9 protein-coding genes and 1 rRNA gene are annotated in these 12,710 nt (G+C 46.5%); 1 reads left to right on the plus strand and 9 read right to left on the minus strand.

Annotation, left to right across the window (positions count from 1 at the left end; translation table 11 throughout):
* The 3 genes from DFQ00_RS12820 to gyrA form a co-directional block, all read right to left on the minus strand.
* Positions 1-171, minus strand: a 16S ribosomal RNA gene (locus DFQ00_RS12820); the annotation flags it as partial.
* A gap of 539 nt (positions 172-710) precedes the next feature.
* Positions 711-1,820 (minus strand): HD-GYP domain-containing protein, encoded by a 1,110-nt coding sequence (locus DFQ00_RS12825; protein ID WP_110896892.1) that lies wholly within the window; start codon positions 1,818-1,820, stop codon positions 711-713.
* Positions 1,821-2,045: 225 nt separating this feature from the next.
* Complete coding sequence (gene gyrA, locus DFQ00_RS12830) at positions 2,046-4,598, minus strand: DNA gyrase subunit A (RefSeq protein WP_110896893.1); 2,553 nt, start codon at positions 4,596-4,598, stop codon at positions 2,046-2,048.
* 427 nt (positions 4,599-5,025) lie between these two features.
* On the opposite strand from gyrA, the gene DFQ00_RS12835 reads away from it, so the two are divergent.
* Positions 5,026-5,973 carry a YheC/YheD family protein gene (locus tag DFQ00_RS12835; protein WP_110896894.1) on the plus strand — a complete coding sequence of 316 codons (948 nt, stop codon included), beginning with the start codon at positions 5,026-5,028 and terminating at the stop codon, positions 5,971-5,973.
* 56 nt (positions 5,974-6,029) lie between these two features.
* Here the strand turns inward: DFQ00_RS12835 and gyrB are convergent, their stop codons facing one another.
* The 6 genes from gyrB to dnaA all read right to left on the minus strand — a co-directional run bounded on the left by gyrB (position 6,030) and on the right by dnaA (position 12,414).
* Positions 6,030-7,940 carry a DNA topoisomerase (ATP-hydrolyzing) subunit B gene (gyrB, locus tag DFQ00_RS12840; protein ID WP_110896895.1) on the minus strand — a complete coding sequence of 637 codons (1,911 nt, stop codon included), beginning with the start codon at positions 7,938-7,940 and terminating at the stop codon, positions 6,030-6,032.
* 86 nt (positions 7,941-8,026) lie between these two features.
* Positions 8,027-8,275, minus strand: coding sequence for an extracellular matrix regulator RemB (remB, locus tag DFQ00_RS12845; RefSeq protein ID WP_090923610.1), 249 nt, complete (start codon positions 8,273-8,275; stop codon positions 8,027-8,029).
* 13 nt (positions 8,276-8,288) lie between these two features.
* Positions 8,289-9,401 (minus strand): DNA replication/repair protein RecF, encoded by a 1,113-nt coding sequence (gene recF / locus DFQ00_RS12850; RefSeq protein ID WP_110896896.1) that lies wholly within the window; start codon positions 9,399-9,401, stop codon positions 8,289-8,291.
* Between the two features lie 59 nt (positions 9,402-9,460).
* Positions 9,461-9,676, minus strand: a complete 216-nt coding sequence (yaaA, locus tag DFQ00_RS12855; RefSeq protein WP_110896897.1) for a S4 domain-containing protein YaaA — start codon at positions 9,674-9,676, stop codon at positions 9,461-9,463.
* A gap of 16 nt (positions 9,677-9,692) precedes the next feature.
* Complete coding sequence (gene dnaN, locus DFQ00_RS12860; protein WP_110896898.1) at positions 9,693-10,835, minus strand: DNA polymerase III subunit beta; 1,143 nt, start codon at positions 10,833-10,835, stop codon at positions 9,693-9,695.
* A gap of 232 nt (positions 10,836-11,067) precedes the next feature.
* Entirely contained in the window at positions 11,068-12,414 is a 1,347-nt protein-coding gene (dnaA, locus tag DFQ00_RS12865) for a chromosomal replication initiator protein DnaA (RefSeq protein ID WP_110896899.1), read from the minus strand.
* Between the last annotated feature and the right edge of the window lie 296 nt (positions 12,415-12,710).

The raw sequence follows: 12,710 nt of genomic DNA on the forward strand, positions 1-12,710 counted from the left end.
AGCTACCGTTTCCGGTAGTTGTCCCAAGCTTGAGGGCAGGTTGCCTACGTGTTACTCACCCGTCCGCCGCTAACCATCAGAGAAGCAAGCTTCTCTTCAAGTCCGCTCGACTTGCATGTATTAGGCATGCCGCCAGCGTTCGTCCTGAGCCAGGATCAAACTCTCCAATAAAGATGAATTCCGCAGCGTCGTTCAACGCTGTGCAACTCATCGGGATATCGAAAAGAGCGATAAGCTCATTTTGAATCTGACGAGATTGTTAATCTCATTGTTGTTCCAGTTTTCATACAGCCAGATGGCTTGCACCAAAAACCTTCACGTTCATTCTGCAAGCAGAATGATTACTCACTCGTTGTTCAGTTTTCAAAGATCAAACTTCGTTTTGTCACCATCGCTTGTTCGCTTCAGTAACTTTTATATCATAGCATTTCCGAACCAACTTTGCAAGCTCTTTTTTTCAAGCTTCTTTTGAAGCTTTCATATTAAGTTGCTTGCCGCACCGTGTAAACCGTGTTTTCTTGGCCGGAATTAGAATATACCATGTATAGATTACGAATGCAAGTTTTATTTTAAAAATGTTTATATATCTGCCAGTATAGCGTGCTACTTCATTTCATCCATATTATTTTATTACTGATAACTAACTCTGATAAACATAAAACCTCCCCATCTCTGAGGAGGCCTATAGCCATGCTAACACGCATTATTTACTATCCAAGCACTTCCTGGATATACAATTGTCTTTGCTGCATCAGGTTAATGATCGTTCCCTCCACAGACACCATAGGGCGTGTCGGATGATCACGGTCGGAGAAAACAATCTCGCCAATCTGATTATTACTCAGTTTCACTCGAATACCATTATGAATCTGGGTGGAGCGTTGTACAAAAGCATTCACAATAGAAGGGTCCAGTTTACCAAATGCCTCACTTTGAATCTGATCCAGTACCCGATACGGAGACTGTGCTTTTCGATAGATTCGATCCAGTGTCATTGCATGAAAGATGTCTGCAATAGCTACAATTTTCGCATAGATATGAATCTGTGTGCCGGTAAGGTGCAGTGGATATCCTGAGCCATCTACTTTTTCATGATGCTGCAGTGCCGCCAGTCTCGCTCCCTCATTAATGGCTTTGGCTTGTTTAAGTATCTGATAACCATACTTGGTGTGCTGTCTGATCTCCTCCTGCTCCTCGGCTGTCAGAGAAGAGGGTTTATGCAGAATTTGCGGATCAACCTTGTTATTGCCGATATCATGAAACAATCCTGCAAAAGCAACCTGCATCCAGTCTTTAGAGGGAAGGTCCAACCACTGGGCAAGCTGATAAGAAGTGATCGCACTCAATACAGCATGATGGTATATATAATCATGTTCTTTCATCGCACGTGGACTGAAGGTAAGCACATTATACTGTTTCAGATGTCCGAAGAGCGTCTCCAGCTGTGTTCTTAGCTCATATACAGGCAATTCAGCAGCGAGGGAGGAGAGAAAAGCGTTTTTGGTCAAGATAACCATCTTCTCGTATTCATCCTGTAGTGTACTCACTGGTGCTGAGACCAACGTGCCTGTGCGTTCCCCGCTCTTCTCTGTAGCAACGGTTGTCCCCGATGCTGCTGCCCCCTTTGAAGAACTGTTGCTACCCGCTCCTACCTTATCCTGTTCAATATCAATTTGATGAATCATAAAGGCTCTGAGAACTTCCACATCTTTGGGTAAAATGACTTTCCCCTTTTGCAGCAACACATTGCCGCGCAACGTCTGCACATCACTGCCCAGTTTCAATCCAGGTTTCACTTCGGACAGGGTAATTAATCCCATACTGATTCCCCTCACTCATCGTTCTCTTAAAGATGATGATATCACAAGACCATAGTCCCAATTTCTCGTTTTATTTCCCATTATATTACTCAGAAAACTGGCTGTACATCCTAGATTTCGAAGTGGATTTTTCTTTATTCTGCTTATACTAAAAAGGCTCCCTCTCGGGAGCCCTCAGCAATTGTGCTTAATCATGCTCATAATTAAACAACAAGCTGTTTGATGCTATTCTTCAGAACCTGAATCCTCGCCTTCAACTTCCGCTCCAGACGTCAGCCCTTCTTCCAGAGTTGAATCTGGATCAAAGGATGCTTCGGCTTCCGCTACTTCGACGCTATCTTCATCTGGTTCTTCTTCATTTTTATCAATTCGGCTGACGGTAGCAACAGCATCTTCATCACGGATATGAATCAGCTTCACACCCTGTGTATAACGACCCATAGTCGAGATGCCGTCCATACTCATACGAATCAACGTACCACTGGACGTGATGATCATGAGATCCTCTTCTGTTTTAACCATTTTGAGGCTAACCACAGCGCCGTTTTTCTCGGTAACATTGATCGTTTTGATTCCTTTACCGCCACGAGTCTGCATCCGATAGTCACTGACTGGTGTACGTTTACCGTATCCTTTGGCCGTAACAATGAGTACATCCAGAGCTGTATCGACAACATCCATGCCGATAACTGCATCCTGATCATCTAGTGTGATACCTTTAACCCCGGTTGCACTACGTCCCATGGAACGTACATTGCCTTCCGAGAAACGAATAGACATTCCGTGAGCGGTACCCATGATAATCTCCTGCTGGCCGTCTGTCAGCTTCACATCAATCAGACTATCATCATCACGCAAGGAAATACCAATCAGACCACCCTTACGGATGTTTGTGTAATCCTCAAGTGGTGTTTTCTTCACTACACCTTGACGTGTCGCAAAGAATAGATACTTGTCACTCTCGAATTCCTGAACTGGAATAACCGCATTGACGGATTCTCCCTGCTCAATCTGAATCAGATTGATAATTGGTGTTCCGCGTGCTGTACGTCCAAGCTCCGGAATTTCGTATGCTTTCAAACGATACACCTTACCTTTATCCGTAAAGAACATCAGGTAGTTGTGAGAATTGGTTACAAACAGATGCTCGACAAAATCGGTATCCTTCGTATCCATCCCTACAACACCACGCCCTCCACGCTTCTGGCTGCGGTATGTCGATACTGGCAAACGTTTCACGTAACCCGAGTGTGTAATCGTAATGATAACCTCTTCACGCGGAATCAGGTCCTCATCGAGAATGCTTTCTTCTCCCACAGTAATCTCGGTACGGCGATCGTCGCCAAAACGCTCACGAATCTCTTGAAGCTCTGTACTGATGATCTCAAGTACAAGATGTTCATTAGCCAAAATTTCACGATACTCGCGAATTTTGACCATCAATTCGTTGTATTCGTTCTCGATTCGTTCGCGTTCCAAGCCTGTCAAACGTTGCAGACGCATATCCAGAATCGCCTGAGCCTGATCGTGGCTGAGTGAGAAGCGCTCAATTAATCCTTCTCTAGCGGCATCTGTATTGCTGGACGAACGAATCAAGGCAATGATCTCGTCGATATGATCCAGTGCAATACGCAAACCTTCCAGAATGTGCGCACGAGCCTCTGCTTTTTTCAGTTCAAACTGGGTACGTCTGCGAATAACCTCGATCTGATGCTGCAGGTAGTGATACAACACTTCACGCAGATTCAGAATCTTCGGCTCTTTGTTCACAATCGCCAGCATGTTAATACCGAACGTGGACTGCATGGAAGTATGCTTGTACAAGTTATTCAGCACAACACCAGGATTTACGTCTCGACGAAGCTCTATCACAATCCGCATACCGTTACGGTCAGATTCATCACGCAGATCCGTGATTCCGTCGATTTTTTTGTCACGTACCAGTTCAGCAATTTTCTCAACGAGTCTTGCCTTGTTCACCTGATACGGAAGCTCCGTAACGACGATGCGGGCTTTATTGTTGTTCTCTTCAATATTCGTTCTGGCACGCATCGTTACTGATCCGCGTCCAGTCTGGTAAGCCTGGCGAATGCCTGAACGTCCCAGAATATAACCCGATGTCGGGAAATCCGGCCCCTGAATATAATCCATCAGTTCCATGGATGTAATATCCGGATTTTTGATCATCGCTTGTACGCCGTCAATAACCTCTCCCAGATTATGAGGAGGAATATTGGTGGCCATCCCGACGGCGATCCCGCCTACACCGTTAACAAGCAAGTTCGGAAAGCGAGCTGGCAGAACCACCGGTTCATTTTCCTCACCATCATAGTTCGGTTGGAAATCAATCGTATCCTTGTTGATGTCCCTGAGCATTTCCATCGCGATTTTGGATAAACGTGCCTCGGTATAACGCATCGCTGCAGCCATGTCTCCATCAACTGAACCGAAGTTACCATGTCCATCCACATGCATATAACGCAGGGAGAAATCTTGAGCCATACGTACCATCGTCTCATATACCGCAGAGTCACCGTGAGGGTGATACTTACCGATAACTTCCCCGACGATTCTGGCCGATTTTTTATGGGGTTTATCAGGTGTCATGCCAAGCTCAGACATTGCATACAGAATACGCCGGTGAACCGGCTTCAATCCGTCACGCACATCAGGCAGGGCACGGCTTACAATGATGCTCATCGCATAATCCATAAACGATTCACGCATCTCGACGCCAATATCCCGATCTTTAATCTGCGAGTTCATTTCTTCCGCCATGCTGGACCTCCTTCTTGTCCTGTAACCAACGTTCCAAATCAATCATTTCGAAAAGAATAATATATGTGAAAAGCCTAACAAGGCTAAAACCGCGCAAGAACGCTACTCTTTATTATATTACTTTCACAAAAGTTACACAATTAAACGTCCGCTGGGCAATAGCCTTTCTTCCGGGAACTTATATGTGTCTGGGGATTAGCCCTGCCTTCCTCTCCAAAACCACATACAATGCTAGAAAAGCGGCATATGTACTGTCTAAATCAAGGCTGGAGCCGTTCCCAGCTGGCAATCAAACCACAACTTTAGCAGCTGACAGCACAAAACGCCATATTCCTCTATTATACCACTGAAATCGTCTCTTGTCCTTTGATTTTCTGCATGCAGCCCCTCAGAGTTACCGATCAAAACAAGAAAGGACTGATGCACATTGAGTATCCAGCGCGTCTCCAGCAAGTGGGCCAAAACGACTGTCCTTCAGCGAAATCGTCATGTGAATGAATATATACCCGTGACTCGAAAATACAGTCGGCAAACGCTGGAACGGATGACAGCGTTGTTTCCGGCGAACTATATCAAACCGGATCGCGGAACGTATGGCAACGGCGTGATGCGAGTAAAGACTACACGCGTCACTCTGGCAACATCTGTACCTGAAGAAAAGGCAACAAGCACAAGTGATGGTGATACCCCGGATGAATCAAAGTCATCACCTTCCCAATCGGCAGAACAGCCTCGTCCAGCCAAGCTCGAAATTCTCACCTATCATCTCCAGCATGGGTTAGAGGAACAGACCTTCCAGTCTCTTGATGAGCTGGAACATGCACTAAACAAACGCATTCAGCAGCGTGACTACATCATTCAGCAGGGCATTCCCTTGATGAAACATGAAGGTTTGCCTTTTGATCTGCGTGTGTTAACCCAGAAGAACCTGCAGCATAATTGGGAAACGACAGGTATCCTCGGCCGGATCGCCGCACCGGGAAAAATCATTACCAACATTCACGGGGGCGGTAGACTCGCCACATTTGAAGAATTGGTACTCCCTCATCTGAAAAAGGAACGATTCCAGAAGCTGAAGCATGAATTATATCGTCTCGGTATCCATACGGCAGTTCAGCTACAGAGCACCTTTCCAAGACTCAAGGAGATCGGTATTGATATTGCAATTGATGATCAAGGGCGCCCCTGGATTCTGGAGGTGAATACGCTGCCTGGCATCTATGCTTTTGGCCTGCTGCCTGACAAAGAGGCCTATCGCAAGATCAAGCGTTATGCAATTGCTTACGGACGTCTGCCCGGTTCCAAAAAGGGTAAAACGAACAATACTCCTGCCAAAGCGCGTGCCTCCGCTGCCAGACGCCGAAATGCCAGATAAGGATATCGTCTATAAAAATAAAAAGGCGCCCTCACAGGCGCCTCTTCGCAACTCCATTAAATATCGAGGTTTTTCACGTATTTTGCATTTTCCTGAATGAAATCACGACGAGGTTCAACATTATCCCCCATCAGTGTATCAAACATGGCATCTGCCAGCATCGCATCGCTGATCGACACCTGCAACATCGTGCGGCTCTCCGGGTCCATCGTAGTTTCCCACAGCTGTCCGGCATTCATCTCACCCAGACCTTTGTAACGCTGGATGTTGTACTTGGCATTCTCTCCCAGAGAAGCGATGATTTCGTCACGCTCTTTCTCTGAGCCCGCATAACGAATCACCTTGTTGCGTTCAATCTTGAAAAGTGGTGGCTGTGCAATATATACATAACCCGCCTCAATAATTTTGCGCATGTACCGATACAGGAAAGTCAGCAGCAGGGTGCGGATGTGAGCACCATCGACGTCGGCATCGGTCATTAGAATGATTTTGTGATAACGCGCCTTGGAAATATCAAAATCATCGCCGATCCCTGTTCCCATCGCTGTAATGATAGCTCGAATCTCGGCATTACCCAGAATTCGGTCCAGACGTGCCTTTTCCACGTTCAGAATCTTACCACGCAGTGGCAAAATAGCCTGGAAGTGACGGTCACGTCCCTGTTTCGCAGAACCGCCGGCAGAGTCTCCTTCGACGATGTACAATTCGCTGATGGACGCATCCTTGGATGAACAGTCCGCCAGTTTACCTGGCAAGGAGCTGACTTCAAGTGCGCCTTTACGGCGTGTTAATTCACGAGCTTTACGTGCTGCTTCACGGGCACGAGCTGCCTGCAAACCTTTTTCCAAAATGCGACGGGATACGGAAGGGTTCTCCTCCAGAAACTCCTGCAGCTTCTCTGCAAACAGAGATTCTACAATACCACGCACTTCACTGTTTCCGAGCTTGGTTTTGGTCTGTCCTTCAAATTGCGGCTCAGGAATTTTGACTGAAATAATGGCCGTCAGACCTTCCCGCACATCGTCTCCTGACAGATTGCCGGTACTATCCTTGATTACACCAGCTTTACGGGCATAATCATTGATAATCCGGGTCAGCGCACTCTTGAAGCCCGATTCATGCGTTCCGCCCTCGTGAGTGTTGATGTTGTTGGCAAAAGAATAGATATTCTCGGTGTAGTTGTCATTGTATTGCAACGCAACCTCAACCTGAATATTATCCCGCGCACCCTCAACGTAGATTGGATTCTCGTGCAGTACCTCTCGCTTCTGGTTCAGGAAGGATACATACTCAATGATCCCGCCTTCGTACATGAAGGAATGGGTTGCACCTGTACGCTCATCCGTCAGAGTCAGGCCAATGCCTTTGTTCAGAAAAGCCAGCTCGCGGACACGCGTCAACAGTGTGTCGTAATCGTATACAGTCGTCTCCGTAAAGATTTCCGGGTCCGGATGAAATGTTACGGTTGTTCCCGTCTCATCTGTCGTACCGATCACTTTAAGGTCATACTGCGGAGCACCACGACGGTATTCCTGCTGATAGATATGACCGTCACGCTTAACGGTAACCACCACTTTTTCGGACAACGCGTTAACAACGGATACACCTACACCGTGCAAACCACCGGAGACCTTGTAGCCGCCGCCGCCAAATTTACCACCCGCGTGCAGAACAGTCATTACGACTTCGAGAGCTGGACGTTTCATTTTGGCATGTTCGCCAACCGGAATACCCCGTCCATTATCCACAACGGTTACACTGTTGTCTTCGTGGATGCTGATCTCGATATGATCACAGTAACCGGCCAGCGCTTCATCAATACTGTTGTCCACTACTTCCCAGACCAGATGATGCAGACCTTTGGCACTGGTGGAACCGATGTACATCCCCGGACGTTTACGTACGGCTTCCAGTCCCTCAAGGACCTGAATTTCATTCGCATCATATGACGGTTGATTCATAGACATGCCTTTCACCTACTTCTATAGATTCAATATCTCGAATATGCGTTAACTTAAAAATATGAGCAGCACCGAGGTTCTCTGAAATAACACTAGAGATCGGGAAAATGGTGAGCACGCTTCTTGAGCGTAGCGGAGGAAATCGGTGAATAATACACAATATTTTTCGTCACCACAATGGACTTGGCTTCCTCTTCGCCGATATGCTCAACGGTTTTTTCCTGTTCGGCATGTGTAACATACTGCTTCGATATTTTTGAAGATTTTTCAATGGATATATCAAAAATAGCTACCAGCTCAGAAGAACGGATGATTTTCTCTCCGCCCAGATGAATGTACATAAGCCCTCACTCCTTAGCGTTCCACCTGTCCGGCATGAACGTGATAAATACTGGCATCTTTAAGCTTGTCAACGTTCAGGCTCTCGATTCCCGTAGCGGTAATAAAGGTCTGTACCTTGCTTTGGAATGTTTCGATCAGTTGGGTTTGACGAAAAGGATCGAGTTCGGATAACACATCATCCAGCAGAAGCACCGGATATTCTCCGATCTCCTCATGAATCAGTTCAATTTCCGCAAGCTTAAGAGACAACGCTGTAGTGCGCTGCTGCCCCTGAGAGCCGTACGTTTGTACTTCCCGTTCGTTAATGAAAAAGGACAGGTCATCCCGATGTGGCCCACTTAGTGTTGTGCCTCGGCGAATCTCCTGCTCTTTCATTTGTGATAATTTTATCATAAATTGATCCATTAAGACAGCTTCATCTTCCTCAGCCGCTTCGCTGAAGGAGGGAAGGTAGGCCAGGCGCAGGACTTCGCCGCCTCCGGTGATGCCCTGATGTATCGTTTCAGCCCACTTTTGCAGTTTCTTTATGAATTGTTTCCTTTTTTTGACGATTTTAACACCATGCTCTGCCAATTGCTCGTTCCAGACCTCCAGCATCGTCTGAGCGGATGCTCCCTGACCCCATAGCTGCTTGAGCAGGTTGTTCCGCTGTACCAGCACCTTCTGATACTGCTGCAGGTGGTACAGATAACCTGGAGCGACTTGCCCGATTTCCATGTCAAGAAACCGGCGGCGAACCCCCGGTGTGCCCTTGACGATCTCCAGATCCTCGGGAGCAAACATCACCACATTAAGCGAGCCAACAAAGTCACTTAATTTTCGCTGCTCCAGCCCGTTGATTTTCGCTTTTTTGCCTTGCTGCGATAGGGAAAGCTCCAGCTTGACCTTCCCGTATTTCTTGTCAACTTCCGCGGAAAGTCGTGACCGTTCTTCGCCAAAGCGAATCAATTCCTTATCCCGGGAGGTGCGATGGCTCTTGGTGAGTGCAAGCACAAAAATAGCTTCGGCCAGATTGGTCTTGCCTTGCGCATTTTGTCCAATCAACAGATTGACGGGACCAAACGAATCCAGCCTCAGATGTTCATAATTGCGGAATTGCTGCAACTCTATGCTGTTCACAAACACGCGGTAACCTCCCTTTTTTCCCGTCCGTCAGGAGGCAGCCGGGTTGCACCCTGGTTTTTCTATTCGGCAACCACTTCAAATGTGCCTTCTCCGTCAACCTCTACGATATCCCCAGGGTATAACTTCCGTCCACGACGTTCCTCGGGCTCTTTATTCACACGTACAAGTCCTTCCTGTAGTATCGCTTTGGCCATGCCTCCAGTAGGGATGCAGTCTGCCAGCTTCAGAAATTGGTCAAGCTTGATGTATTCCGTACGAATCGTTACTTGCTTCATCATGATCTTCCTTTCGTTAGTTGGTCGTCCGATAAGGCAGGATGACGTACAGGCTGTGACTGTCGTCCAGTGGTTTAAGGATGATCGGGCTCATGACACCGGTAAAGGCAATCATTAGCTGTTCACTTTCCACAACTTTCAGCACATCCAGCATATATTTGGAGTTAAACGAGATTTTGAGCGGATCACCGGTAAATTCAGCGGGCTCGATCTCTTCTCTTACTTTACCAAGCTCAGAGGAGCTGGAGGATATTTCAATTGTGCCGGAGTCCATCGTCTGCATGCGAACAATGTTTGTTTTCTCTTCACGTGACAGCAAATAAGCCCGGTCAATGGATTCACTTAGTTTTTTTGTATCCAAAACAAGTTCTGTTTTGTAGGACGTCGGAATAATTCTAGAAGTATCCGGATATGTTCCGTCCAAAATGCGGGAATAGAACAATACACGGTCGATTTTGAACAATACCTGATTGTCTGCAACTACGATATCCACAAGTGTGTTCTGGTCCGGCACAATTTTGCTAAGCTCGTTCAGCGTTTTACCTGAGATAACCACGTTGTTGAAACGAATGCCCTCTGCATTATCCAGCATTGCCGAACGTGTAGCAAGACGATGACGGTCGGTTGCCACAAATTTGAGCTCGTTGTCTGCAAGGCTCCACAAAACACCCGTTAGAATCGGAGTCGTTTCATGTGTGGAAATAGAGAAGACCGTTTGCTTAATCATATTTTTCAGCAGATCTCCAGGAATGGAGACAGTTTGGTTCTCTTCAATGCTTGGCAACACAGGGAATTCTTCCGGGTCCAGACCAACGAGCTGAATCTCGGTAGCTCCGGCGGAGATAAAGGTGTTGAAATTCTCTTTGACCTCCATATGCACTTCCTGCGAAGGCAGCTTTTTGATGATCTCAACGAAAAACTTGGCTGGCAGCACAACGCTTCCCGGTTGTTCTACTTGCACTACACTTTTGTCTCCATCTTCAAGCGGGATAAATGACTGAATGGAGATATCGGTGTCACTTGCTGTCAACGTCACACCCTGGTGATTCACGTCGAATTTGATACCGCTCAGAATGGGAATCGTCGTACGACTGGAGATTGCTTTGGATACTTGCTGAATGGATTCGTTAAGATAGCTTTTCATTATGCTGATTTTCATGATTTCACTCCTAGCTGATTTTTTGGGTTGACCTTGTATTGGTGTGGTCCAGAAAAGGTGTTGATTAATAGGCCGAAGGCCGTGCTTTGCGACGGCTTTTTGGAGAAGATATCTTTAGATCTTTATAGTAATAATAGTAATAGGGGCACTGAATATGTGGATAAGTAGGGTTAAACCCATAAAATTAAGCCTATCCACATGTGTACACGTTGTGCATAGGCTTGGGACTTGTTCAGGTTGGATTCTTAATTTTTTCGGTTAAGTTGTTGATAACTTTATAGAGATCTTGATCGTTCTTGATCGCTTGAGAGATTTTTTCATGGGCGTGAATGACTGTAGTATGATCTCGTCCTCCAAAAGCTTCCCCGATTTTGGGCAGAGAAAAGTCTGTTAGTTCTCGAGAAAGATACATGGCAATCTGCCTCGGGAAGGCAACAGCTTTTGTCCGTTTCCGTGCTTTGAAGTCTTCAAGCTTGAGGCTGTAATACTCGCCGACCTTTTGTTGGATGTCTTGAATCGTGATCATTTTGGGACGGCTGGAAGGAATGATATCCTTCAAGGCTTCAGCGGCCAGATGAGAACTTACGTCCTGATTGGTCAGTGAAGAGTATGCTACTACACGGATCAGAGCTCCTTCGAGCTCTCGAATATTCGTATCAATCTGATTAGCGATATACATCATCGCTTCATTCGGAATATCCAGATTCTCCGCACGCGCCTTTTTACGCAAAATGGCAATCCGCGTCTCCAGATCCGGAGGCTGAATATCCGTAATTAAACCCCATTCAAACCGGGAGCGCAGTCGCTCCTCCAGAGTTGGAATTTCCTTCGGTGGCCTGTCGCTGGAGATGATGATCTGCTTCCGTTCCTCATGCAGCGCATTAAACGTATGGAAAAATTCCTCTTGTGTTGATTCTTTTCCGGCCAGGAACTGAATATCATCAATGAGCAGAATATCTACGCTTCGGTATTTGTTACGGAAGCTCTCCCCGCGATTATCACGGATGGAGTTGATGAATTCGTTCGTGAATTTCTCAGATGACAAATAAACGACCTTGCTGCTCGGGTTATGCTCCAAAATGTAATGTCCGATCGCATGCATCAAGTGGGTCTTGCCAAGTCCTACACCTCCATATAGAAAAAGAGGATTATAGGCTTTGGCGGGCGCTTCAGCGACCGCCAGCGATGCGGCGTGGGCAAAACGGTTGCCTGGCCCGATGACGAAGGTATCGAACGTATATTTTGGATTCAGCATGCTGAGCACCGCTTCTTCTTGCACGACCGTTGGCGTCGGCGCCGGCAGTTGAGGGTCCGGCTCAGCAGGTTTGTTCTCCTCGATGACAAATTTCACATCGACCTGTTTGCCAAGCAGCTCATAGACCGTCGAACCGACGAGCTTGGTGTAACGGCTCTCCAGCCATTCGACGGCAAACGTGGTTGGGGCAGAGATGACAATAGTCTGATCGTTCAGCTTGGTTGCCTTCGTTGCTTTGAACCAGGTGTCGAAGCTGGGTTTGCTGAGTTTGTTTTGTATGATTGATAAAATTTGCTGCCATAAATCAGAAGTATGGCTGTCCACAGACTGTCACTCCTTTTACATGTTCCAAGTGTGGCTTAAGCCATGATGCAGTGTCGAAATTCGAGATATATTGCCTTAATTTATCCCCAAACCCCCGCAGGTCAAAAACAAAAAAAGAATGAACAACGGAAAATTGTTCACAACTTTATCCACAGGCTGTTGATAATATTATGGGTCAGATCACATATTCACATCCAAAAGTAATACAATCATAGCAAAAGAAGCCCCGCATTTCAACGTATCGCGAGATTTTATCCACAAATTCAATAACTTGTGTATAATTTTTAGTCACAACA

It is taken from the genome of Paenibacillus barcinonensis (assembly GCF_003217495.1).
GTDB lineage: Bacteria > Bacillota > Bacilli > Paenibacillales > Paenibacillaceae > Paenibacillus > Paenibacillus barcinonensis.

Bases quoted from the DNA above. Each gene is read 5' to 3' on its own strand.
- DFQ00_RS12825 (WP_110896892.1), bottom strand. From the start codon at position 1,820: ATGGGATTAATTACCCTGTCCGAAGTGAAACCTGGATTGAAACTGGGC.
- remB (WP_090923610.1), bottom strand. From the start codon at position 8,275: ATGTACATTCATCTGGGCGGAGAGAAAATCATCCGTTCTTCTGAGCTG.
- gyrB (WP_110896895.1), bottom strand. From the start codon at position 7,940: ATGTCTATGAATCAACCGTCATATGATGCGAATGAAATTCAGGTCCTT.
- dnaN (WP_110896898.1), bottom strand. From the start codon at position 10,835: ATGAAAATCAGCATAATGAAAAGCTATCTTAACGAATCCATTCAGCAA.
- yaaA (WP_110896897.1), bottom strand. From the start codon at position 9,676: ATGAAGCAAGTAACGATTCGTACGGAATACATCAAGCTTGACCAATTT.
- gyrA (WP_110896893.1), bottom strand. From the start codon at position 4,598: ATGGCGGAAGAAATGAACTCGCAGATTAAAGATCGGGATATTGGCGTC.